At 65.1% G+C, this 23258-nt stretch carries 23 protein-coding genes and 4 tRNA genes; 14 read left to right on the plus strand and 13 right to left on the minus strand.

The window, feature by feature from the left end; genetic code table 11:
- Positions 1-13: 13 nt before the first annotated feature.
- Positions 14-1399, minus strand: coding sequence for a cysteine--tRNA ligase (gene cysS, locus ACK6C6_RS13000; protein WP_409267658.1), 1386 nt, complete (start codon positions 1397-1399; stop codon positions 14-16).
- Between the two features lie 216 nt (positions 1400-1615).
- On the opposite strand from cysS, the gene ACK6C6_RS13005 reads away from it, so the two are divergent.
- The 3 genes from ACK6C6_RS13005 to ACK6C6_RS13015 are packed head-to-tail and all read left to right on the plus strand — an operon-like array spanning position 1616 to position 3610.
- On the plus strand, positions 1616-2275 hold the full coding sequence (locus ACK6C6_RS13005; protein ID WP_409267659.1) for a peptidylprolyl isomerase: 660 nt from the start codon (positions 1616-1618) through the stop codon (positions 2273-2275).
- A gap of 47 nt (positions 2276-2322) precedes the next feature.
- Positions 2323-2814 carry a peptidylprolyl isomerase gene (locus ACK6C6_RS13010; protein ID WP_036207674.1) on the plus strand — a complete coding sequence of 164 codons (492 nt, stop codon included), beginning with the start codon at positions 2323-2325 and terminating at the stop codon, positions 2812-2814.
- A 40-nt stretch (positions 2815-2854) separates the two neighbouring features.
- Complete coding sequence (locus tag ACK6C6_RS13015; protein WP_409267660.1) at positions 2855-3610, plus strand: UDP-2,3-diacylglucosamine diphosphatase; 756 nt, start codon at positions 2855-2857, stop codon at positions 3608-3610.
- Here ACK6C6_RS13015 and ACK6C6_RS13020 read toward each other — a convergent pair.
- Complete coding sequence (locus ACK6C6_RS13020; RefSeq protein ID WP_409267661.1) at positions 3593-3985, minus strand: type II TA system antitoxin MqsA family protein; 393 nt, start codon at positions 3983-3985, stop codon at positions 3593-3595. The two genes, ACK6C6_RS13015 and ACK6C6_RS13020, sit on opposite strands and share 18 nt — an antisense overlap.
- Before the next feature lie 207 nt (positions 3986-4192).
- Between ACK6C6_RS13020 and ACK6C6_RS13025 the strand changes: the two genes are divergently transcribed.
- The 4 genes from ACK6C6_RS13025 to ACK6C6_RS13040 are packed head-to-tail and all read left to right on the plus strand — an operon-like array spanning position 4193 to position 7224.
- The gene (locus ACK6C6_RS13025; RefSeq protein WP_036213661.1) at positions 4193-4570 is read left to right on the plus strand and encodes a GntR family transcriptional regulator; all 378 of its coding nucleotides are present in this window, start codon (positions 4193-4195) and stop codon (positions 4568-4570) included.
- Positions 4567-5439 carry an ABC transporter ATP-binding protein gene (locus ACK6C6_RS13030; protein ID WP_409267662.1) on the plus strand — a complete coding sequence of 291 codons (873 nt, stop codon included), beginning with the start codon at positions 4567-4569 and terminating at the stop codon, positions 5437-5439. The genes ACK6C6_RS13025 and ACK6C6_RS13030 overlap by 4 nt, the downstream gene beginning before the upstream one ends.
- A complete protein-coding gene (locus ACK6C6_RS13035) occupies positions 5436-6401 on the plus strand; it encodes a hypothetical protein (RefSeq protein ID WP_409267663.1) in 966 nt (321 codons plus the stop codon). The genes ACK6C6_RS13030 and ACK6C6_RS13035 overlap by 4 nt, the downstream gene beginning before the upstream one ends.
- A gap of 4 nt (positions 6402-6405) precedes the next feature.
- Positions 6406-7224: a hypothetical protein gene (locus ACK6C6_RS13040; protein WP_409267664.1), complete on the plus strand. Its 819-nt coding sequence runs from the start codon at positions 6406-6408 to the stop codon at positions 7222-7224.
- Here ACK6C6_RS13040 and ACK6C6_RS13045 read toward each other — a convergent pair.
- The 4 genes from ACK6C6_RS13045 to rnr all read right to left on the minus strand — a co-directional run bounded on the left by ACK6C6_RS13045 (position 7184) and on the right by rnr (position 12090).
- Complete coding sequence (locus tag ACK6C6_RS13045) at positions 7184-7858, minus strand: YceH family protein (protein ID WP_409267665.1); 675 nt, start codon at positions 7856-7858, stop codon at positions 7184-7186. The two genes, ACK6C6_RS13040 and ACK6C6_RS13045, sit on opposite strands and share 41 nt — an antisense overlap.
- A gap of 8 nt (positions 7859-7866) precedes the next feature.
- Entirely contained in the window at positions 7867-8604 is a 738-nt protein-coding gene (gene cysE, locus ACK6C6_RS13050; RefSeq protein ID WP_027865064.1) for a serine O-acetyltransferase, read from the minus strand.
- A gap of 156 nt (positions 8605-8760) precedes the next feature.
- Positions 8761-9504 (minus strand): 23S rRNA (guanosine(2251)-2'-O)-methyltransferase RlmB, encoded by a 744-nt coding sequence (gene rlmB, locus ACK6C6_RS13055; RefSeq protein WP_027865063.1) that lies wholly within the window; start codon positions 9502-9504, stop codon positions 8761-8763.
- A 3-nt stretch (positions 9505-9507) separates the two neighbouring features.
- Positions 9508-12090: a ribonuclease R gene (gene rnr / locus ACK6C6_RS13060; protein WP_409267666.1), complete on the minus strand. Its 2583-nt coding sequence runs from the start codon at positions 12088-12090 to the stop codon at positions 9508-9510.
- Positions 12091-12413: 323 nt separating this feature from the next.
- On the opposite strand from rnr, the gene ACK6C6_RS13065 reads away from it, so the two are divergent.
- The 4 genes from ACK6C6_RS13065 to ACK6C6_RS13080 all read left to right on the plus strand — a co-directional run bounded on the left by ACK6C6_RS13065 (position 12414) and on the right by ACK6C6_RS13080 (position 12921).
- Positions 12414-12498: transfer RNA gene (locus ACK6C6_RS13065), tRNA-Leu, on the plus strand.
- A 59-nt stretch (positions 12499-12557) separates the two neighbouring features.
- Positions 12558-12642 (plus strand) — tRNA-Leu (locus tag ACK6C6_RS13070).
- Between the two features lie 59 nt (positions 12643-12701).
- Positions 12702-12786, plus strand: a tRNA-Leu gene (locus ACK6C6_RS13075).
- 50 nt (positions 12787-12836) lie between these two features.
- Positions 12837-12921 (plus strand) — tRNA-Leu (locus ACK6C6_RS13080).
- A gap of 69 nt (positions 12922-12990) precedes the next feature.
- Here ACK6C6_RS13080 and cueR read toward each other — a convergent pair.
- Entirely contained in the window at positions 12991-13413 is a 423-nt protein-coding gene (cueR, locus tag ACK6C6_RS13085) for a Cu(I)-responsive transcriptional regulator (protein ID WP_409267667.1), read from the minus strand.
- 163 nt (positions 13414-13576) lie between these two features.
- Between cueR and ACK6C6_RS13090 the strand changes: the two genes are divergently transcribed.
- From ACK6C6_RS13090 to phaP, 3 genes are all read left to right on the plus strand, one after another.
- A complete protein-coding gene (locus ACK6C6_RS13090) occupies positions 13577-15481 on the plus strand; it encodes a hypothetical protein (RefSeq protein ID WP_409267668.1) in 1905 nt (634 codons plus the stop codon).
- 80 nt (positions 15482-15561) lie between these two features.
- Entirely contained in the window at positions 15562-15759 is a 198-nt protein-coding gene (locus tag ACK6C6_RS13095) for a hypothetical protein (protein WP_081926025.1), read from the plus strand.
- Positions 15760-15821: 62 nt separating this feature from the next.
- Positions 15822-16382 (plus strand): TIGR01841 family phasin, encoded by a 561-nt coding sequence (phaP, locus tag ACK6C6_RS13100; RefSeq protein ID WP_027865059.1) that lies wholly within the window; start codon positions 15822-15824, stop codon positions 16380-16382.
- 87 nt (positions 16383-16469) lie between these two features.
- Here the strand turns inward: phaP and tssA are convergent, their stop codons facing one another.
- The 6 genes from tssA to tssB all read right to left on the minus strand — a co-directional run bounded on the left by tssA (position 16470) and on the right by tssB (position 23250).
- Positions 16470-17450 (minus strand): type VI secretion system protein TssA, encoded by a 981-nt coding sequence (gene tssA / locus ACK6C6_RS13105; protein WP_409267669.1) that lies wholly within the window; start codon positions 17448-17450, stop codon positions 16470-16472.
- 9 nt (positions 17451-17459) lie between these two features.
- On the minus strand, positions 17460-20102 hold the full coding sequence (gene tssH / locus ACK6C6_RS13110) for a type VI secretion system ATPase TssH (protein ID WP_409267670.1): 2643 nt from the start codon (positions 20100-20102) through the stop codon (positions 17460-17462).
- A 39-nt stretch (positions 20103-20141) separates the two neighbouring features.
- A complete protein-coding gene (tssE, locus tag ACK6C6_RS13115) occupies positions 20142-20615 on the minus strand; it encodes a type VI secretion system baseplate subunit TssE (protein ID WP_409267671.1) in 474 nt (157 codons plus the stop codon).
- 105 nt (positions 20616-20720) lie between these two features.
- Positions 20721-21212: a type VI secretion system tube protein TssD gene (locus ACK6C6_RS13120; RefSeq protein ID WP_209588374.1), complete on the minus strand. Its 492-nt coding sequence runs from the start codon at positions 21210-21212 to the stop codon at positions 20721-20723.
- Between the two features lie 35 nt (positions 21213-21247).
- Entirely contained in the window at positions 21248-22738 is a 1491-nt protein-coding gene (gene tssC / locus ACK6C6_RS13125; RefSeq protein ID WP_209588765.1) for a type VI secretion system contractile sheath large subunit, read from the minus strand.
- The gene (gene tssB / locus ACK6C6_RS13130; protein WP_209588375.1) at positions 22738-23250 is read right to left on the minus strand and encodes a type VI secretion system contractile sheath small subunit; all 513 of its coding nucleotides are present in this window, start codon (positions 23248-23250) and stop codon (positions 22738-22740) included. The genes tssC and tssB overlap by 1 nt, the downstream gene beginning before the upstream one ends.
- Between the last annotated feature and the right edge of the window lie 8 nt (positions 23251-23258).

Raw genomic sequence — 23258 nt, forward strand, 5'->3', positions numbered from 1 at the left:
TTGTCGGCGGCCATTATGCGCGGCGCCAGGTCGTCGTTCCGTCCGGCTTGTCTTCCAGGATGATCCCGGCGGCAGTCAGTTCGGCGCGGATGGCGTCCGCTTCGGCAAAGTTGCGGGCTTTCTTGGCGGCCGCGCGGCGCGCGATCGCATCATCGATGCTCGCGCCCCCGCCTTCGCTGCCGCCTTGCAGGAAGGCTTGCGGCGCGCGTTCGAGGATGCCTAGCACGCCGGCCAGCGCCTTGAGCTGGCGCGCGGCGTCCAGCGACTTGCTGCGGTTGACTTCGCTCGCCAGGTCGAACAGCTCGGCCACGGCCAGCGGCGTGTTGAAGTCGTCATCCATCGCTTCGCGGAAGCGCACCGCGTGGGCTTCATCCCAGTTCACGGCCGGCTGCTCGTTATCGATGTCGACCGTCGACAGCGCCGTGTACAGGCGGGTCAGCGCGCCCTTGGCGTCGTCGATGTGGGCATCCGAATAGTTCAGCGGGCTGCGGTAGTGGGCGCGCAGGATGAAGAAGCGGACGACTTCGGCGTCGTACTTCTTGAGCACGTCGCGGATGGTGAAGAAGTTGCCCAGCGACTTGGACATCTTCTCGTTGTCCACGCGCACGAAGCCGTTATGGATCCAGTAGTTGACCATGTTGCCGCCGAACGCGCCTTCCGATTGGGCGATCTCGTTCTCGTGGTGCGGGAACTGCAGGTCGGCGCCGCCGCCATGGATGTCGAAATGCTGGCCCAGGGTGGCGCAGGACATGGCCGAGCACTCGATGTGCCAGCCCGGACGGCCTTTGCCCCACTTGGAGTCCCACTTGGCTTCGGCTGGTTCCGCCTCCTTGGCGGCCTTCCACAGCACGAAGTCGAGCGGATCGCGCTTGCCGCTGCTGACGTCGACGCGCTCGCCGGCGCGCAGGTCGTCGAGCGACTTGCCGGACAGTTTGCCGTAGCCTTCGAAGCCGCGCACGGCGTAGTTCACGTCGCCGTCCTCGCTCCGGTAGGCGAGGCCCTTGGCTTCGAGCTGCTCAATGATCGACAGCATCTGCGGCACGTACTCGGTGGCGCGCGGCACCACGGTCGGCGGCAGCATGCCCAGGGCGCCGATGTCCTCGTCCATGTACTTCACGTTGCGCTCGACCAGCTGGCCGATGGTCTCGCCGTTCTCGACGGCGCGCTTGATGATCTTGTCGTCGATGTCGGTGATGTTGCGGACGTACTTGACCTCGTAGCCCGAGGCCATCAGCCAGCGATAGATCACGTCGAAAGCCATCATCATCCGCGCGTGACCGATGTGGCAGTAGTCGTACACGGTCATGCCGCACACATACATGCCGACCTTGCCGGCTTCCATCGGGACAAATACCTGCTTGTCACGCGCGAGCGTGTTGTAAATCTTGAGTTGGCTCATGGGTGTATTCTGGTGAGGGAGAGGATCGGAGCTGCAACTGCGGCGCGGCGAGATCGTCTGTACCCTCGGGTGTTGTTCTTCTTTGATAGAATGGGACGTTCTGCGCAAAGTATAGCATTGTTAAAATCCCGGCTGGCCGCATATGGTTCAGCTTTATTTTTCGGGAAAACACTTGACACCGCATTGCGCGGTATCCATCAGAGGAGAGCCCAGACAATGACCACCGCCTTCCGCCGTTCGCTGCTCAAGGGCATCGCCCTCGGCGCCGGCGCCCTGCTCCTTTCCGGCGCCGCCCTGGGCGCGCCGCAGGAAACCACCACCGACGCTCCCCAGGATGCCGCGCCCGCCGCGCCGGTCGTCAAGGGTCCGCAGGTGTCGATCAAGACCACGATGGGCGACATCGTGGTCCAGCTCGACGAGGAACGGGCGCCGAAGACGGTGGCCAACTTCATGCAGTACGTAAAGCAGGGATTCTACAAGGGCACCATCTTCCACCGGGTGATCGACGGCTTCATGATCCAGGCCGGCGGCATGAACGAGAAGTTCGAGGGCCGCAAGACCAACAAGCCGGTCAAGAACGAATCGAATAACGGCCTGTCGAACCAGCCGTACACCATCGCGATGGCGCGCGAAGACCATCCGGATTCGGCCACCTCGCAGTTCTTCATCAACGTCGCCGACAATTCGGGCATCGACCATCCGTTCTACAAAGGCTCGGGCTATACCGTCTTCGGCAAGGTCGTGAAAGGGCAGGAAGTCGTGGACAAGATCAAGGGCGTGATGGTGGACGACGTGCGCGGCATGCAGAACGTGCCGGTGACGCCGATCTTCATTAAGTCAGTAAGCGTGCTCAAGGGCGACAAGCTTGTAAAATAGCGGATGCGTTTGCCGCATTAACAATAACCAACTCAACAGGACAGCACATGACCAGCGTTCGCATGACCACCAATATGGGCAACATCACCGTCGAACTGGATGCCGACAAGGCCCCGAAGACCGTTGCCAACTTTATCGACTACGTCAACAAGGGTCATTTCAGCAACACCATCTTCCACCGCGTGATCAAGGACTTCATGATCCAGGGTGGCGGCTTCGAGCCGGGCATGAAGCAAAAGCCGACCGACGCGACCGTCGAGAACGAAGCCAAGAACGGCCTGAAGAACGACAAGTACACCATCGCCATGGCCCGCACCTCGGCGCCGCACTCGGCATCGGCCCAGTTCTTCATCAACACCAAGGACAATGCCTTCCTGAACTATCCGGGCCAGGACGGCTGGGGCTACGCCGTGTTCGGCAAGGTCACCGAAGGCCAGGACATCGTCGACCAGATCAACGGCGTGAAGACCACCCGCAGCGGCATGCACTCGGACGTGCCGGTCGATCCGGTCGTCATCGAGAAGGTCGAAGTCATCTGATGATCGCAGTGCGCGCAGGGCGGCAAGTCCCAACGATCCAATGACCACCCTTGCGCGCACGTTCGCGCTGTTCATCTCGGACCTGCACCTGCAGGCCTCGCATCCGCGCACGGCCGAAGCCTTCTTCCGCTTCCTGGTCGAGCGTGCGACCCGCGCCGAGCGGCTCTACCTGCTCGGCGATATCTTCGAATACTGGGCCGGCGACGACGACGTCGACGAGCCTTTCCACCAGCAGGTCGCTAGCGCCATCCGCGCCGTGAGCGCCGCCGGCACCGCCGTCTACTGGCTGGCCGGCAACCGCGATTTCCTGGTCGGGCCGGGCTTTGCCGAAGCGGCCGGGCTCAGCCTGCTGGAAGAGCCGCATGTGATCAGTGCCGGCGGAAAGCGCATCGCCCTGGTGCACGGCGACGCCCAATGCACTGCCGACCTCAAGTACATGGCCTTCCGCGCCCAGGTACGCGACCGCGCATGGCAGCAGCAGTTCCTCGGCATGCCCCTGGCCCAGCGCAAGGCGATCATCGCCGGGCTGCGCGAAGGCAGCCGCGAGGCGCAGGCCGGCAAATCCTACGAGATCATGGATGTGACGCCCTCGAGCGTGGAGGCGCTGTTCGATGCGGCCGATGCCACCGTCATCATCCATGGCCACACGCACCGGCCGGCCATGCATGAGTCCGGCGGCAGGCTGCGCTACGTGCTGCCGGACTGGGAGCTGGACGCGGAGCCGCGGCGCGGCGGGTGGATCGAGCTGGCCCACGATGGCACGCTCACCCGCCACGATTTACCGGACTTCATCTAACAGTTCAGGATGCTTGCCCAGCAGCCGCAATAGCTTTACCAGCGCCACCGGCGCATGCGCCTCGCCCGACTCGAAGCGCGCAAAATCCCCCGCGGCGTCGCCGAACAGTTCGTCCGCCTTCTGCAGGGTCAGTCCCAGCCCCTTGCGCATCGCCCGGATCGTCTTGAGCTCCTGCGCATCCACCAGCTTGCGGAAGGCCGCGACCAGTTCGCCGTAATGCTCGTGCTCGCCCTGCGCGAACATCACTTCCTTGCAGCCGGCGCAGTGCTCGACGACGACGTCCGGGATCGTCGTGCTCTGCCCCTTGTAGGTGTAATGCATTTCCCTGATCGCATGCGTCAGCGGCGAGACGCCACAGTTCGGGCACGTCAGCATCCTTCCCTCCTTCCTTCCTTGATAGATTCCCCATCCTACCAAAGTGGCCGGACAAGCCGCGCCCGCGTTTTTGTTCAATATGTATGTTTACATTTGCCAAGTCGCTGTTATACTTCACTACAACACCACTTCAACAAATCACCCAATCAGCATAAGCGAGGGAGAGACAGATGAACCATGCAGCACTACGACCGAGGAGGACTGGACATGACAGTCGGCTGGAATGACAACACACCCATTTACCGCCAGCTCAAGGAGCGGGTGGTGGGCATGATGCTCGACGGTATTTTGAAAGCCGGCGACGCCCTGCCCTCGGTCCGCCAGATCGCGGCCGAATATCAACTGAATCCGATCACCGTCTCCAAGGCTTACCAGGAGCTGGTCGACGAGAACCTGGTAGAAAAACGAAGGGGAATTGGCATGTACGTCACCGAAGGAGCAAGCGAGAAACTGCTGGCCACCGAACGCGAGCGCTTCATTCGCGAGGAATGGCCCGCCATGGTCGAACGCATCCGCCGCCTCGGCCTGAACGTCGAACAGCTGCTCAATGCCTCCGGCAACAACGCTCCGGGAGGTTCAGCATGAATGCCGTTATCGAAGCACGCGGCCTGACCAAGCGTTACGGCAAGCGTACCGCCGTCGACGGCATCGATTTCGACATCCCCGCCGGCCGCATCGTCGGCCTGATCGGCCCCAACGGCTCGGGCAAGACCACCACCCTGAAAGCCGCCCTCGGCCTGATTCCCTTCGACGGCCAGCTGACGGTGCTGGGCTTCGACCCGCGCACCCAGCGCGACGACCTGATGAAGGAAGTCTGCTTCATCGCCGACGTCGCGATCCTGCCGCGCTGGCTGCGCGTGAAGGACGCGATCGACTTCGTGGCCGGCGTGCATCCGCGCTTCAACCGCGAGAAGGCCGAACGCTATATCGCGCACACCAAGCTCAGGCCGACCATGAAGGTCAAGGAAATGTCGAAGGGCATGATCGTCCAGCTGCACCTGGCGCTGGTGATGGCCATCGACGCCAGGCTGCTCGTGCTCGATGAACCGACGCTGGGCCTGGACATCATGTACCGCAAGCAGTTCTACCAGAACCTGCTGGAAGACTACTTCGACGAGCAAAAGACCATCGTCATCACCACTCACCAGGTCGAGGAAGTCGAGCACATCCTCACCGACCTGATGTTCATCCGCGAAGGCAAGATCGTGCTGTCCGCCTCGATGGAAGAGATCGGCGAGCGCTATACCGAAGTAATGGTCCCGGCCGACAAGCTCAACGCCGCCAATGCCCTGGCCCCGCTCGACAAGCGCACCGTGTTCGGCAAGTCGGTGATGCTGTTCGATTCGGGCGCACCGGGCGGCGTGTCGCGCGCCCAGCTCGCCCAGCTCGGCGAGACCCGCAATCCCAGCGTTGCCGACCTGTTCGTGGCAACCATGAAAGGAACCTACGCATGAAAACGATGAAATGGCTGCTCCGGCGCGAGTTCTGGGAGCACAAGGGCGCCTTCTTCTGGACCCCGGTCGCGGTCGCCGCGGCGATGCTGCTGCTGGTGGGCGGCGGCTTCATGTACGCCATGGCTTTCGGCGGCAGCGAGGCCATCCAGATCAATGGCCACAACGTCGTCTCGATCCAGGGTATCCCGCCGGCGCTGCGCTACAAGATTGCGCATGTCGCGGCCTCGGGCTACCTCGGCCTGGCGGCGCCGCTGTTCATCGTGCTGGCCGTGGTGGTGTTCTTCTACTGCCTGGCCGCCCTGCACGACGACCGCCGCGACCGCAGCATCCTGTTCTGGAAGTCGCTGCCGCTGTCGGACCGCGACACCGTGCTGTCGAAAGCCGCCACCGCACTGGTCGTGGCGCCCCTGATCACGATCGCCATCGGCGTAGTGACCGGCCTGGCCCTGCTGGTGCTGGGCATGATCAGCGCCGCCGGCAAGGGCGTCAACCTGTTCGCACCGGTGCTGATGGAACCGAACCTGTACCTCGGTCCGCTGTACCTGTTGGCCTTCCTGCCCCTGTACGTCGTCTGGGCGCTGCCGACCGTCGGCTGGCTGCTGATGGTGTCGAGCTGGGCGCGCTCCAAGGTCTTCCTGTGGGCGGTCGGCACGCCGCTGGTCGTGGCCCTGCTGCTGAAGTGGTTCAACATCATCGTCGGCCACGTGTCGAACTCGGTCATCGACGTCGACTGGTTCGTCCAGGAAGTCGTGCTGCGCGGCCTGGCCGGGCTGGTGCCGGGCATCTGGCTGTCCTACGGCGACATCGAGACCATCAACCAGCAGTACGGCCTGGACCCGACCACCCTGCTCGGCCTGTCCTACTCCACGCTGAGCCACCCGAGCACCTGGGTCGCCGCCGTGGCGGGCGCCGCGATGATCTACGCCGCCATGCGCCTGCGCCGCTGGCGCGACGAGGGCTGATTCCGTGCGCGCCCTGTCAGCGATAGCACTCGGGGCCCTGCTCCTCTGCGGCAGCGCTGCCGCGGAGGACAAGCCGGTCCGCCAACTGGAACCCGTGCATGTGAACGCCATGCGCAATCCGGAAGTGCGCAAGTACAAGGTCATCCTGGCCGGCCTGGACGCCTTCGAGCGGCACCGGCAGCTGGCACCAAGGGCCGAACAGCTGCATTTCCGGCTGCGCCCGCAGGGGAAGGACGAGTCGGCGCAGCCGCTGGCGCTCCGCCTGGTGGGCGACGGCGGCTACCAACTGCCGATCACGATCGACGCCGACCGGCGCTTCGTGGTGCCGCGCGTTGATGCCGCCGAGGACGCGGAAAGCGAGCTGGAACTGAACCGCAAGCGCCGCGCCTACCGCACCGACCCCGACATCCGCACGCCGGGCCTGGCCGCCCACCAGCGCCGCCTGGGCGACCTGCGGCTGGAGTGCAAGGTGACCGTGGCGATGGCCAAGGCCGAGATCCCGACCTTCTGGGTGATGACCATCAACACCATCCTGCTGCGCACCGACTGGTGCAACTTCTTCGGCGACCCCGAGGATTTCCGCTGGGAGAACGTGAGCAGGAAGGCGCATTTCCCCTTCCGCAGCGACCAGCCGCTGCTGGGGGCGGTGCTGGTGGACGGCAACCGTTCGGCGAAACTGGAAGTCAAGGGCCATACCTTCCAGGTGCCGATCGGGAACGCCAGCTGGAGCGACGATGCGCTGGTCGAACTGACGTTTGCCGAGCCGGCCGAAGCGGCGCCGGCTACTGGAACTGCTGGCGAAACGCCTCGAACTGCGCCTTGAGTTCCTCGAGCTCGCCGCGCAGTGCGGCGACTTCCTGTTCCAGCTGGCCGACGCGGCTGGCGCCGCCTCCACCGAGGCCGGCGCCGGCGGCGGGCGGTTCGTAGGCGGCCAGCTCGCCGCCCAGCAGGTGGCCGTAGCGCGGCTCCTTGGTGCCTGCGGCGCGGTCGAGTTTCGCGACCAGCGGCGGGTATTTATCGATCAGGAACTGCAGCACGGCTTCGACGTCCTGCACGCTCTTGAACTCGAACAGGCGGCCGGTGCGGGTGCGGATCTCGCCGGCGGTCTGCAGGCCGCGCAGCATCAGGATGCTGAGCACCGCGACCTTGTCCTGCTCCAGGGTCCACTTGATGCGCATGCGGTGCTCGTACTTCACCACGCGGGCGCCGGCCTGCGAGATGGCGCTGACGAGCTTTTTCTCGATCAGGCGCTGCAGGGTATCCTGGACCACCTCGTCGGTCACCTGCATGATCGGGTCGCGGCTCGACAGCTGGTTGCAGCCGTTGACGATGGCGTTGACCGACATCGGGTAGTTATCGGGCGTCAGCGCCTCTTTTTCTGCCAGTACCGCGAGCACGCGGATTTCCATCGGGTCCAATACAGCGCCGTCGGGCGTGCCCGTCGTTTCATTCGTCATGCGTTTCCTCAGTCGACCAGTCGGTTCAGTTGTTCCGAATCGAGTTTATCACCCTCGGCGACCTTCGGACAGCACAGGCCGGCCTCACGCATGGTGTTGGTGAGGCGTTCGATCTGCTCGTCCTGGCGCGCCACGTGGTCGATCAGGCCGCGCAGGGCCTTCGACAGCGGATCGTCGCCGTTGGGCGTGACGCCGTAGGCGGCGAACAGGTGGGCGCTGCGCGACTGGTCTTCCTTGCGGATGATGTGGGCCGGGTTGCCGACCGCGGTGGCGCCGCTCGGGACCGGCTTGATGACCACGGCATTCGAGCCGATCTTGGCGTATTCGCCGACCGTGAAGGCGCCCAGCACCTGGGCGCCGGCGCCGACGATCACGCCGCGCTCGAGCGTCGGGTGACGCTTGGTGCCGGCCACCAGGGTGGTGCCGCCCAGGGTGACGCCCTGGTAGATGGTGCAGTCGTCGCCGACCACGGCGGTCTCACCGATGACCACGCCGAAGCCGTGGTCGATGAAGACCCGGCGGCCGATGGTGGCGCCCGGGTGGATCTCGATGCCGGTGATGATGCGGGCGACGTAGGAAATGAAGCGGCCGATCCACTTCAGGCCGAGCTTCCAGCAGGCGTGCGCCCAGCTGTGCATGATCACGGCGTGCAGGCCGGGATAGCAGGTCAGGACTTCCCAGCCGTTGCGGGCGGCGGGGTCGCGCTGGATGATGCTCTGGATATCGTCGCGTAAGTTGGAAAACATAATAAGGAAATTCGCAAACCAATGCGGATGGTAGCGTATGTTGCGGGGGTTTGCTTGGGGATGGCTTGGACTGGCGGGGACAGCTTGCGCTGTTGGGCGCGCAAGGAACGGGGGAACAATGCCGATGGCATTGTTCCCCCCAATTGGCTGAGGCGCTTAGCCTTCGCGCGCGATGCGCTGGCGGCGTGCCTCGTACAGGCAGACGCCCGAGGCGACCGACACGTTCAGGCTCTCGACCGAGCCGAACATCGGGATGTTGACCAGCAGATCGCAGGTCTCGCGCGTCAGGCGGCGCATGCCCTCGCCTTCCGAGCCCATCACCAGCGCGGTCGGGCCGGTAAAGTCGGCTTCGTACAGGCCCTTGTCGGCGTCGTCCGAGGTGCCGATCAGCCAGATGCCGCGGTCCTTCAGCTCGCGCATGGTGCGCGCCAGGTTCGTGACCGTGATGTAGGGCACGGTCTCGGCCGCGCCGCTCGCCACCTTGGCGGCGGTGGCGTTCAGGCCGACCGCACGGTCCTTCGGGACGATCACGGCGTGGGCGCCGACGCCGTCGGCCACGCGCAGGCAGGCGCCCAGGTTGTGCGGATCGGTGATGCCGTCCAGGATCAGGAGCAGCGGCGGACCTTCGATCGCGTCCAGCAGCTCGTCCAGGTTGCGCGCCAGCGCAAGCTGGCTGGCGAAGGCGATCACGCCCTGGTGGCGGCGGGTGCCGGTGATCTTGTCGAGACGTGCGGCGTCGACCGGCATCACGCGCACGCCGGCCTCTTTCGCGCTGGCGATCAGGGCCTTCATGCGGGCATCATTGCGCTCGGCATCGACGAAGATCTCTTCCACCGATTGGGCCTCGTGGCGCAGCCGCGAGGTCACCGCGTGGAACCCGAATAACATTTTATTTTTCATGTATTACTGTTTCTTCCTGCTAGTTTTGGCAGCGGGGGTCTTGGCCACCGCTTTGGTTTTTGGCGCGCTGGTCTTGGCGGCACGCTTCGTGGGCGTCTTGGACGCGGTTTTGCTTGCGGTCTTGCCGGCGGTCTTGGCGGAGCCCTTGGCAGCGGAATTGCGGGCGCTGCGCGGCGCGCGCGGCGGCGGCACGAAGACGACGTCTTCGTCTTCGTCTCCGCCTTCCTCGGCGCTGGTGTAGCGCGACGGCTCCACCGGCGCCTCGGCCTGGGCTTTCGCCTTGCGCTTCTTCGGCGGCTTCGGCTCAAGGGCCTCGACCGCGGCCTGGCGGGCCCGCTCGAGCGGCGCCGGGATGCTTTCCTGCGTTTCGGCCAGCACCAGGTCGATCTTGCGTGCCTCGAGGTCGACCTTTGCAACCTTGACGTTGACCTTGCTGGTCAGCTTGTAGACCTGGCCGCTGCGCTCGCCGCGCAGTTCATGGCGCGCCTCGTCGTACTGGAAGTAGTCGGTACCCAGGCCGCTGATGTGCACCAGGCCCTCGACGTACAGCTGGTCGAGCGTGACGAAAATGCCGAACGGGGTCACGCCGGACACGGTGCCGGTGAAGTCTTCGCCCAGCTTGTCCTGCATGAAGTAGCACTTCAGCCAGTTCTCGACGTCGCGCGAGGCTTCGTCGGCGCGGCGCTCGTTGGCGGAGCAGTGCACGCCGAGCGCGTCCCAGATCGTCAGGTCCTGTTCCTTCTTGCCGCGGCCTTCGGCCTTGTCCTTGGCGGCCTGCTTGCGCGCCGAATTCGACAGGGTCGTGTTCAGCGTGCCCGGCTCGATGCCCTTCGGCTCGTACTTCTTCCCTTGCAGGATGGCCTTGATCGCACGATGGGTCAGCAGGTCGGGATAGCGGCGGATCGGGCTGGTGAAGTGGGCATAGGCCTCATAGGCCAGGCCGAAGTGGCCGACGTTGTCCGGGCTGTAGACGGCCTGCTGCATCGAGCGCAGCAGCATGGTCTGCAGCAGGGCCGCGTCCGGGCGCTCCTTGATCTTTTGCATGACCTCGGCGTAGTCGCGCGCCGTGGGCGAAGTGCCGCCGCCCAGGTTCAGGCCGACCAGCTTCAGGAAGGTGCGCAGCTGCAGCAGCTTTTCCTCGGTCGGCACCGCGTGGATGCGGAAGGTACCGGGGTGCTTGTGGCGGATCAGGAGGTCGGCCGCGCACACGTTCGCGGCCAGCATGCATTCCTCGATCAGGCGGTGCGCATCGTTGCGGGTGCGCGGGATGATCTTTTCGATCTTGCCGACGGCATTGCAGACGATGTAGGTCTCGGTGGTCTCGAAGTCGATCGCGCCGCGTTCCTGGCGCGCCTTGAGCAGCGCGCGGAATACCTCGTTCAGGTTCAGCAGGTGCGGCACGATGCCGGGGCGGCGCTGCGCTTCGGGACCGGCCGTGTTGCCGAGGATTTCGGCAACTTCGTTGTAGGTCAGGCGCGCGGCCGAGTGCATCACGGCCGGGTAGAACTGGTAGGCCGTGACTTCGCCGTCCTGCGTGACCACCATGTCGCACACCAGGGTGCAGCGGTCCACCGCCGGGTTCAGCGAACACAGGCCGTTGGACAGCTTCTCGGGCAGCATCGGGATCACGCGGCGCGGGAAGTAGACCGAGGTGCTGCGCTCGAGCGCGTCCGTGTCCAGCGCGTCGTTCGGCTTGACGTAATGGCTGACGTCGGCGATCGCCACCAGGAGGCGATAGCCCTTGCTGCGGCCGATCTTGACCGGCTCGCAGTAGACCGCATCGTCGAAGTCGCGCGCGTCTTCACCGTCGATGGTCACCAGGGGCACGTCGCGCAGGTCGACGCGGTTTGCCAGGTCCGCATCCACGACTTCGTTCGGCAGTCGGTTGGCCTGCTTCAGCGCGGCGGGCGAGAACACGTGCGGCACGCCGAACTTGCGCACCGCGATCTCGATTTCCATACCCGGGTCGTCCAGCTCGCCGAGCACTTCGACGATGCGGCCGGTGGGCTGCTGGAAGCGCGAGGGCTGCTCGATCAGTTCGACGCTGACCACCTGCCCCGCCTTGGCCTTGCCCGGGCCACCCGCCACCAGCACGTCCTGGCTGATGCGCACGTCTTCCGGCGAGACGATCCAGACGCCGCCTTCGTTCATCAGGCGGCCGATCAGGTGGGTGTTGGCGCGCTCGACCACTTCGACGATGGTCCCTTCCGGACGGCCGCGGCGGTCGGTGCCGGTGACGCGTGCGCGCACGCGGTCGCCGTTGAGCACCTTGTTCATTTCCTTATCGTTCAGGAACAGGTCGTCGCCGCCCTCATCCGGAATGACGAAGCCGTAGCCGTCGCGGTGCGCGCTGACGCGGCCGGTGACGAAACCGGACTGGTCGGCCAACAGATAGGTGCCACTGACGTCGGAACGAATCTGGCCGTCGCGCTCCATGGCATTGAGCCGGCGGCCGAGCACTTCCTGGGCGGCCGGCTTGACCTTCAGGGTGCGCGCCAGGTCGCTCGCTCCGAGCGGGCCTTTGGCACTGCGAAAGACAGCGAGGATTTCCTCGCGGCTAGGAATGGTATGAGTAGGTTGCTTCAAATCGTTTTCTTATTTCTCTTGGTAGCGGCGCTGCCGGTGCAGCTGCCCGGGATTGATTAACACCTTGACAGGCGTAGTGTAAGGGATTGCCATGCGATTCGCCTAACATGTGCAGCCAAGCGTGCTCGAAGTCTCCCTGATGGAAACCTGCTTTGGGCTTTTGACTTTTGAAATCCTTCCGCTATAATCTCGGTCTCTTCAGCAACGCAGCTCGCTGCAGCAGGAGAAAAACAGTAGCGGCAGAGGCATTCAGAACGAAGGTCGACGAAAGTTGATCTGGCGAAAAATGACAAAGCCTGCTATTGTAGCAGAGTTAGTTCAGTGCCCACGTGGCGGAATTGGTAGACGCGCATGGTTCAGGTCCATGTGCCGCGAGGTGTGGGGGTTCGAGTCCCTCCGTGGGCACCACTCTACCGGAGCAGTTTTCCGTAAGTTGTAATGTTGTTGTAGCAGTTTGTAGTATCAGTGCCCACGTGGCGGAATTGGTAGACGCGCATGGTTCAGGTCCATGTGCCGCGAGGTGTGGGGGTTCGAGTCCCTCCGTGGGCACCACTCTACCGGAGCAGTTTTCCGCAAGTTGTAATGTTGTTGTAGCAGTTCGTAGTATCAATGCCCACGTGGCGGAATTGGTAGACGCGCATGGTTCAGGTCCATGTGCCGCGAGGTGTGGGGGTTCGAGTCCCTCCGTGGGCACCAACTACCGGATGTAAATCCGCAAGAAGTTTTGAAGTCGTAGCAGTATCAGTGCCCACGTGGCGGAATTGGTAGACGCGCATGGTTCAGGTCCATGTGCCGCGAGGTGTGGGGGTTCGAGTCCCTCCGTGGGCACCAAACTCTACCTAGGACGACAAGTCCCGCAAAACGCCGTAAGCTTTGTAAAAGGCTTACGGCGTTTTGCGTTTACCTGCCCTCTTCCTGTGCCGCCAGGTCGTCGAGGATCGGGCAGCTCGAGCGCGCATCGCCATGGCAGGACGCGGCCAGCGCTTCGAGCGTGCGGCGCATGGCTTCCATCTCGGCGATCTTGCGGTTGAGCTCATCGATGTGGGCGCGCGCCAGGGCGCGCACGTCGGCGCTGGCGCGTCCCCGGTCCTGCCACAGGCTCAGCAGCTTGCCGATCTGCTCCAGCGAAAAACCGAGCGCACGGGCGCGATGGATGAACTGCAGCACGCGCACCTCGTCTTCGCCGTACACGCGGTAGCCGGCGTCGGTACGTTTCGCCTCCTTAAGCAGGCCGATCGCTTCGTAGTGGCGGATCATCTTGGCCGACACGCCGGACGCCTTGGCGGCGTCGCCGATATTGAGCAGCGTAGCGCCTTGCAGCATTGTCATCTCCTGTTGCCTATCCAATCATGGGATTTTAGCCTCCCATGCCTTCTCCATTGAGCGTAATCCAAGGGCGGGCGCGCATCCCGCGCTACGGTCACTAGTGTCGAGCCTGTCTGATGGCCCACGCCCTGCCCTTGTCGCCTCTTACGGAGATTACATCATGAAATCAAGAAAGAACAATGCCCCGGATACCGGCAAGCCCGGGCATGAAGGCGGATGCACCATCAACATCCGCATCAAGAGCAGCGGCACCATCAACATCTACAACTGCTCGACGCCCACGCCACCCGAGGCGCCATGCGCGCCGCCGGGCGGCGAGCACCCTTGTCCGCCCGGCGTGCCCGGCGCCTGCGTGCCGGTGTCGCTCGGCGCCAAGCCCAAGCAGAGCCGGCGCAACAAGCTCGACCGGCTGCTCGCCAACAACCGCGTCCCGAGCACGCTCGGCGCCTCCTTCTTCCACCTGATGCGGCGCTACCTTGCGGGCAAGGCGCCAGCCAATGCGCTGGAGGAGCGCGGCTTCGCCACCCTGCGCCGCCTGCCGCCGGAATTGAAACGGGTGCTGGCCTGCGCGGGCGATTCGCTCGATAGCCTGACCGGCGGCGAGCGCAGCCGCCTGTTCGCTACCAGCTTGCTGCCCTCCATCGACGAGCCGATCGACCTTACACAGCTGTCGCTGAGCTATGCCCAGGAGATCGCGGACCGCGTCGGCGAGCAGGCCTTCGACGACGCCGCCTGTGCGACCCGGGAGCATCCGGGCCGGGTGCGCGTGCGGCCCTATATCCCCGGCGAGGAGAACTTCGATCCCCTGGTGCGGATCTGCCGGGTCAACGGCCTGCGCACCGGCAGCTACACGCCGCCGCTTTCCCCGGGCGAGTACCTGCCCTCCGAACTGCAGCAGCGTTGCCGCGTCATCATGGAAGGCAACGAAGCACGGCAGGTGTGCGAAGTGCAGACGAGCGACTGCCCCGGCAACAGCGCGGCCGGCGCCTGCCAGCGGGTGCTGGAGATCGAAGCGGGCCAGGGCGTGCTGCTGGAAGGCGTGAATTTTTCCAGCGTCGATGCATTGGTGCGGATACTCGCGGAAGACACGCCGGGCACGGTGCTGCGCGAAGTCCCCGCCCAGGTGTGCGGCGACGACGAGACCCCGCTCACCGAGCGCATCGGCGGTCAAGACCGCCTGATCCTCGATTGCCGCGTGCACGACCGCCTCAGCTTCCAGCTGCCGGCCGACCTGGCTCCCGGCGTGTATGGTTTCCAGGTCGCGGTGCCCAACCTCAGCACCCACCCCGGCCACGGCCCCGTGCTGCTGTCGAACGTCGAGTACATCGGCGTCGCCACGCCTTCCACCGCGCGCTTCGAGATCAGGAGCGAAAGCCTGTACGCACGGGCCGAGACCTCGCCCGCCTCGTTCGGCTCGGACGAAGTCGGCATCCGGATCCTCGCGCTGCCGCTGTTTCCCGACCTGAGCTCCGGCGAAGCCCAATTGCCCAATGGCGGCGAACCGATCCGCTTCGGCGACGTCGACAGCGGCGAGACGCGCGCCATGGACCACCTGCTGTTCTCGCACCAAACGCCGATCCTGGGCGCCGCGCTATCGATCCGGGGCTTCGAGATCGATGGCGAGGAGGCGTTCGAGCGCCAGATCGAGGACACCCTCGACGCCTTCATCGACATCCTGAAAGACCAGCTGGCCTTCGTGATGGACCACCTCAAGGAAGCCGGCGGCATTGCATCGAAGCTGGCCAGCTACGGCCTCAAGGGCCTGATCGCCGCCGCCATCGCGGCCGCGGTGGTGGTGGCGATCGACGTCTTCGTGGCGCTGTGGGCGCCGGCCGATCCGATCATCGAAGACATGATCGGCCCCGGCGTCCAGGACCTGATCGAACTGACCAACGTGGATGTCGCGCTGCCGGCGGCGAGCGAACATGTCACGCCGCAAGGGATCAGGGTCCGGGTGACGCCGCTCGAGAAGATCCCCGGCCAGTACCGCGAACGGCGCGAATACATCAGCGACGACGAGGACAGCCGCTACGAAATCGTGTTTCGCTACAACCGGGTGGCCTAGGCAGGGCTGGTGGTCCGGCCGAGGAGGAAAATCGACGCGATGCTTGACATGTGCCACCATGAAGGTAAGCTCGACAGCACATGAAACACGCTACCCTCCTCCTTGCACTCGGCCTGGCTGCACATGCGGCACTGGCCGGTCCAGCGCCCTATTACCAATGGCGCAGCAAATTGAACGGCGCGCTTGCATGCTCGCAAACGCCCCTCGGTCCGGGCTGGGAAAAATCTGCCGGCCCCTATCGGGACGCGCGTTGCGAAAAACCCATTGTTACTAAATAATGGGGTGCAAGCCGTAGTTCATTCGACCTTCATCCGATTATTCAAATAGCGAGGAGACACCGATGTTTACGAGTCCGGAGCAGTTCGCCAACGCCACCAAGACCCTGTTCGACCTGCAGATGCAGACTTTCAATACCCTCGCCGACAAGACGGTCAAGGGTGTGGAACAGGTCGTGGCGCTGAACATGAATGCAGCGAGGAGCTCGATGGCCGGCTCGATCGCGGCGGGCCAGGAAATGGCGGGTCTGGCCGGCACCGGCGACCCGAAGGCCGCCATCGCGGCGCTGCATGCGCGCATGCAGCCGGGCGCAGCCGGCGCTGCGGAATACCGCGAGCAACTGAAAGCCATCATCGACGAGATGCACCAGGAATTCCGCCAGGCCGCCGACACCCACGTGGCCGAAGCCAAGAGCACCCTGTCGGCGCTCATCTACGACGTGACCCAGAACGTCAAGCCGGGCTCGGAGAACGCCGTGGAGATCATCAAGACCGCGATCGACAATGCCTTCAAAGGCTACGAGCAGGTGACCCAGGCTACCCGCCAGGCGGTGCAGACCGTGGAAGCGCAGATCGCGAAGGCCACGTCGATGGTGCAGCCGGGTACGCAGAAGCAGGCCGAATAAAGCAAGAAGGCCGGCAATGCCGGCCCTCACGAAAGAAAATTTCATCTACGTGCGTAGAATGAAATTTTCTTTCAACTTCTCTCCCCCTCAGTTTTCCGTCTCGATTCCCAGCAATTCCTCCAGCCGCGCCAGCGAGGCATCGTCCTTGATGACCGAACGCAGCCACGCATGCAGCGGCTGCTCGCCCCAGCGCGCCGCCTTCTCGGCCAGGTAGGCGACCGGGCTGTGCGGCTCGGTGCGGCGGAAGAACTCGGCCACGCCGCGCAGCTGGGCCAGCGCCTGTTCGCGGCTTTGCAGCGGTCCCTCGCCCACCACGCCCTGCACGCGCAGCGGACTGCCCGTGGCCACCACCACCGGCATGGCCTGCGCGGTCGCCGCCGGGTGCGCGACCGGCGGCGCCGCCAAGTCCTCGAAGTCGCGCAGCGCCGCACGCGCGGCGCCGAAGCTGGGCCCATCGGCGCCCAGGCGCTCGTCGACCACGCGCTCCAGCTCCGTCAGCGCGGCCAGGCAATCGTGCGCCGCTTCCGCCAGCGCCTGGCGCGCCGCCGGCGTCGCCTTGGTGCGCGCCGCTTCCAGCTCGGCGACGCTGTCCGGTCCGCGCCCCCGCGCCGCTTCCAAGGCGATCATGGTGACGCCGTCGGCCAGCGGCACTTCCTTGACCAGGGGCGCGATGCGGGCCGCGATCCAGGCCAGGTTGCCGATGCGGCGCTCATGGCCGTCCTCGTCTGGCAAGGGATGCACGCTGTCCCAGTAGCGCTCGCACAGCGCCGCCAACAGGCGCAGGCTGTCCGCCAGGCCGGCCAGGCCGCCGGTCTTGGTGCCCGCTTCCGCCAGCCAGACCGCCAGCTGCAAATCCTTGCTGCGGGTTTCGATCAGCTCCGCGCAGCGTTTCGAGACGAACTTCCAGTCGGCTTCCTTCAGCGTCGTCACCCAGGCGCCCTGCTCGATCGACGGGTCGTCGGCCTGGCGCGCACGGTTGATGGCGTCGAACTCGGGCGAGAACGCCAGGTCCTCGCCGCAGGGCTGGTCCGCAGCGAGCGGGACCAGCAGTTTTTCAAGGTTCAGCATGAGCCCTCCTTATTCGATCGCGTACTTGAACTTGCCGGCCCTGGTCGCGCCCACCTTGACCCGGGCGATCGCCCCGCCCTCGGCCATCCGCGCCAGCACGCTGTCCGCGATCTCGGGCAGCAGCGTGCCGTTCAGGATGTTGTCGACGTTGCGCGCGCCGGAATCGACCTCGGTGCAGCGGTTCAGGACCGCCGACACCAGCGCCTCGTCATACTCGAAGCGCGCGCGGTGGTTGTCCATCACGCGCGCCTTGATGCGGTCCAGTTTCAGGCGAATGATGTTGGTGAGCACCTCGTCGCGGATCGGGTAGAAAGGCACCACGGCCAGGCGCCCGAGGAAAGCCGGCTTGAAATGCTTTGTCAAGAGCGGGCGGATCAGCTCGGCCAGCTGCTCCGGCGTCGGCACCTCGCTCAAGGGCTTGTTCAGGCAGGCCGCCATCATCTGGCTCGAGCCCACGTTCGAGGTCAGGATGATGATGGTGTTGCGAAAGTCGATCTGGCGCCCTTCGGCGTCGTCCATCACGCCCTTGTCGAAGACCTGGAAGAACAGCTCCATCACGTCCGGGTGCGCCTTTTCCACTTCGTCGAGCAGCACCACGCTGTAGGGATTGCGGCGCACGGCCTCGGTCAGCACGCCACCCTCGCCATAGCCGACATAGCCCGGCGGCGAACCCTTCAGACCCGAGACGCTATGCGCCTCCTGGTATTCGCTCATGTTGATGGTGACCAGCTTGCGCTCGCCGCCATACAGGATGTCGGCCAGCGCCAGCGCGGTCTCGGTCTTGCCCACGCCCGAGGTGCCCACAAAAAGGAACACGCCCTTGGGCTTGTTCGGGTCGTCCAGGTTGGCGCGCGCCGTGCGCACCCGCTGGGCGACGGCGTGGCTGGCGTGCGACTGGCCGAGGATGCGCTCGTCCAGCATGGACTGCAGCCGCATCACCGTGTTCAGCTCGTCCTTGACCATGCGGCCCAGGGGGATCCCGGTCCAGTTGGCGACGATCTCGGCCACCGTGTGGCCGTCCACCTGCACCGGCACCAGGGGCGACTCGCCCTGCAGGCTGCGCAGGCGGTCGACGCGGGAACGCAATTCACTCGCATCCTGGGTCCTTCCCTCCTCGAGCGCGGTGCGCATCTCGCCGATTTCAAGCGCGATCTTCTGCTCCTCGTCCCAGCGCTGCTGCAGGCCGATGCGTTCGTCGTCCAGCGCCCCGCGCTGCCGACGCAGCTCCACCAGCTTGTCTTCATGGTTGGCGCCGCTGTTGGCTTCGCGCTGCAGTGCCGACATCTGGGCGTCGATGCGCTCGATCCGGCGGCTGCAGTCTTCCAGCGCCGCCGGCGTGGCGCTTCTTCCCAGCGCCACCTTGGCGCAGGCGGTGTCGAGCACGCTGATCGCCTTGTCCGGCAACTGGCGGCCGCTGATGTAGCGGTGCGACAGGCGCACCGCCTCGGTGACGGCATCGTCGTAGATGCGCACCTTGAAGTGGCTTTCCATCAGCGGGGCCATGGCGCGCAGCATGGCGCAGGCGGTCGGCTCGTCCGGTTCCTCGACCTTGATCACCTGGAAGCGCCGCGCCAGCGCCGCGTCCTTCTCGAAGTACTTCTTGTACTCGCCCCAGGTGGTCGCTGCGATGGTACGCAGCTCGCCGCGCGCCAGCGCAGGCTTGAGCAGGTTGGCGGCGTCGTTCTGGCCGGCGGCGCCGCCGGCGCCGATCATGGTGTGGGCCTCGTCGATGAACAGGATGATCGCGTGCGGGCTTTTCTTGACTTCGTCGATCACGTTCTTCAAGCGGTTCTCGAACTCGCCTTTCACGGACGCCCCGGCCTGCAGCAGGCCCATGTCGAGGGTGTGGATCTCGACGCCCTTCAGCACGTCCGGCACGTCCTCCTTTGCGATGCGCAGCGCCAGCCCTTCCACCACGGCGGTCTTGCCGACGCCCGCCTCGCCGGTCAGGATCGGATTGTTCTGGCGCCGCCGCATCAGGATGTCGATCGCCTGGCGGATCTCGGGATCGCGCCCGATCACCGGATCGACCCGGCCGTCGCGCGCGCGCTGGGTCAGGCAGGTGGTGTACTGGTCGAGCGCCGGGGTGGCGCGCGCCGGGCCGGCCGCGATTTCCCCGGCCGCGTCGCCAGGCGTGTCGTCCTCTTCCCGCGCCACCGGCTGCGCCTCGCTTGAACCGCGCGTGAGCTTTTGCAGGTCGTGCTTCAGGCGGTCGACCGGGAACTTGCGAAACAGCGGCGAGGCGCGCATTGCCAGCTGCGACAGCGAGGGTTCGGTGAGCAGCGCCAGCAGCAGGTGGCTGCTGCGGATCTGGTTCGGTTGGCCCGCAGTCGGCGTCGCCAGGGAGGCGATCAGCCAGGCGTGCTCGAACAGCACCGGCAGGTGGCGCGAGAACACGGGCGTGCGCGCGCTGCCGGTGGCGAAGCGGGCGATCTCGTTGCGCAAATCGGTCTCCAGGCCCGTCAGGCTGACGTCGCAGGCCTGCGCGATCACGCACAGGTCGCTGCCCGGCTGCTCGATCAGGCCCAGAAACAAATGCTCGATCTCGACCTCGTACTGCCCCATGCCGACGCAGATCGAGGCGGCGCGTGTGGCGGCGGCGCGGGTAGTGTCGTTCAGCTTGCCGATCAGGGTCTTGAGGTTGATGTCCATCGTGTCGCGTCCTTGTAGTAAAGAGGGCCGGCCGCAGCCTTAGCCACGCGGCCGGCCGTTGCGCTTGACGGCGTAGTGCAGCGACGAAGGCTGCAGCACCGCATTGAAGTTCACCGGCTCGCTGCTGTCCGGCAGGCTGAGGCGGGCATGGATGATGAAGCTGAGGCGGTTGACGCTGCCCGCCACCAGGTCGAGCGTGGCTGACACGTCGCGCAGGCGCGGCTCGTGGGCTTCGATGGCGTCCTGGATGCTGGCGCAGACGGCCGCGCGGTCCGCGCTGCTGGTGAGGCAGTAGCCGGCAAAGTCCTGCAGTCCGTAGTGCAGGAAGGACCCGCGCGTTTCCGGATAGGCGTTGAGGATGGCCGGATCGAACGGCAGGCGCGTGTTGAGGAGCGCTTCCAGGTCGCGCGCCACGCTGTCCTTGAGCTGTTCGCCCGTGAGCGGCACGCCCCGGCCGGCGTCCGGGCGCTCGTCCATGAGGCGGTCCAGCAGGCCGGGCTTGAAGCCCTTCATGCTTCCTCCGATCGTTCAAAAAGCGCGCGGCGCAGCGGCATCGGCCGCGTGCGCCGCGCTCGCACCGGCCGCCCGGGTCTGCACCCCCGGGCGGCCGTGGACGGGTCAAGCGATCTTGTTGGCCGCCAGGTCCCAGCCGCCCGAGGTGTTGCCGCCCGAGCCGCCGCCGATCTTCTGCTGGGTGTACTTCCACTTGATCTTCGAGAACTTCAGGCCGACCTGCTCCTGGATGATGCTGCCCTCCTTCACGCTCGGCTCGACCGCGCCGATCAGGACGTTCTCCAGTTCGATCTCGAAGTACTTGATGCGCTCGCCCTGGCCGTCGGCGCGCATGAACTCCAGCTTGGCCTTCGGGATGGTCTTGCCGGCCGAGCAGGTCTGCAGCAGGATCGGCGAGGACAGGTCGGCCAGCTTCTTCAGCGTGATCTCCTCGTGTTCGCAACGCTCGGCGGTGTGGCCGCCGCCGGTCGATGCGGTGGCCGAACGCGGTTGCTTCACGCCCCAGTCCACGGCCAGGCACTCGATCCAGTCCTTGTGCTTGTCGTCCATCGATTCGCCCTTGATCCCGTCGATCTGCAGGTACACGTCAATTGCCATGTTCTACTCCATTCACGTTGAAAGAAAAAAGCTGCTTAGCCATTGGTCGATTGGGGCAACTCCGCGACCAGTCGGAGCGAAACGGACAGCTCGTCGAGCTGGAAGTGGGGACGCAGGAAGGACACCGCGCGGTACACGCCCGGACGGCCCGGCACTTCGGACACCTGCACGCTGGCTTCGCGCAGCGGGAACTGGGCCTTCTGGTCCTGGCTCGCGTTGTCGTCGAGGAGCACATATTGGGTTAACCAGCGATTGAGGTAATCCTCGACATTCGAGGCGGCGGCGAAGCTGCCGATCTTGTCGCGCATCATGGCCTTCATGTAGTGAGCGATGCGCGAGACCGCGAAGATGTACTGCAGCTGCGAAGACAGCACCGCGTTGGCATTGGCCGCCTCGTTGTTGTATTTTTTCGCCTTCTGCGCCGACTGCGCGCCGAAGAAAGCCGCGTACGAGGTGTTCTTGCAGTGGACCAGGGAGATGAAGCCGAGGTCCGACAGCTCCTTCTCGCGGCGGTCGGTGATCGCCAGCTCGGTCGGGCACTTGAGCGCCACCTCGCCCTCGTCGGTCTTGAAGGTGTGGGCCGGCAGGTTTTCCACCAGGCCGCCGCCCTCGACGCCGCGGATGGCCGCGCACCAGCCGTAGTCCTCGAAGGCCTTGGTCAGCTTGGAGGCAAACGCGTAGGCCGCGTTGCACCACAGGTACTTCTGGTGGTCGCTGCCGTCCACGTCCTCGACGTAGTTGAAGCCTTCGGTAGTCATGCCGTCGGCCGGGTGGTAAGGCAGGCGCCCCAGGAAGCGCGGCAGGGTCAGGCCCACGTAGCGCGCGTCTTCCGACTCCCGGAACGCCTTCCATTTGGCGTATTCGACGGTGTCGAAGACCTTGGCCAGGTCGCGCGGCTTGCCCAGGTCGCCGAAGCTGTCGATGCCGAACAGCTCGGGCGAGGCCGAGGTGATGAAGGGCGCATGGCTGGCAGCGGCGACGTGCGACATCTGCTCGAGGAAGTAGATGTCCTCGGGCTGGCGCGAGATCTCGAAGTCGCCGATCAGGGTGCCGTAGGGCGCGCCGCCGAAGCTGCCGAATTCCTCTTCGTAGACTTTCTTAAACATGCTGCTCTGGTCGAACTCCAGCGCCGACTGGAAGTCCTTCACCAGCTCGCGCTTGCTGGCGTTGAGCATGCGGATCTGCAGGTTGGCCCCCGTCGCGCTGTTCCTGACCAGGTAGTTCAGGCCAGTCCAGCTCCGTTCCAGCTTCTGGAACTCCGGCGCGTGCATCACGGCGGACAGCTGGTCGGAGATCATGCGGTCCAGCTCGGCCAGGCGGGCGTCGATCATCGCCGACAGGTTGTTCGACATGACCATCGTGCCCTGCATCACCTGGGTGACGAGCTCCGAGATGATGTCGCGGGCGCGTTCGTGTTCGCTGCTGGATTTCGCGACGCGGCTCTGCTCGACGATCTGGTCGAGCAGCGAGGCGTCGAGTTCCACTGCTGTCGCATTGGCCCTTGCGGTATCGAGGACTGCCGCCATCATGCCTCCCCTTCAGGTTTGCCCTGCTTCTTCAGGCTTTGCAGTTTTTCGGTATTGCCCAGCACTTCGCTGAGGATGTCTTCGAGCTTGTCGTTGCCGGCCAGCTTGTTGCGCAGGTCGGCCAGCTTGGTGCGCGCCTCCAAGAGGCCGTTGAGAGGCGCCACCTGGCGCACCACCGACTCCGGCCGGAAGTCGTCCATCTCCTTGAACTGCAGCTGCACCGCGAACTGGCCGCCCTCGGGCGAGAGGTGGTTGTCGACCCGGAAGGTCACGCTGGGTGCCACCGCCCCCAGCACCTCGTCGAAATTGCCGGCGTCGACGTTGACGAACTTCTTGTCCTTCAGGCGCTTCTTTTCCTGCGAGGGGTCGTTGCCGAAGTCGCCCACCACGCCGACGACGAAGGGCAGTTCCTTGTTCTCGATGGCGTCGCCGATCTCGACGTCATACGTCATCTGCACGCGCGGCGCGCGCACCTTCTGCAAGCGTTTCTGCACGCTTTCACTCTTGGCCATGTCGACTC

The organism is Massilia sp. BHUDP2, assembly GCF_046236355.1.
GTDB classification, from domain to species: Bacteria; Pseudomonadota; Gammaproteobacteria; order Burkholderiales; family Burkholderiaceae_D; genus Telluria; species Telluria varians.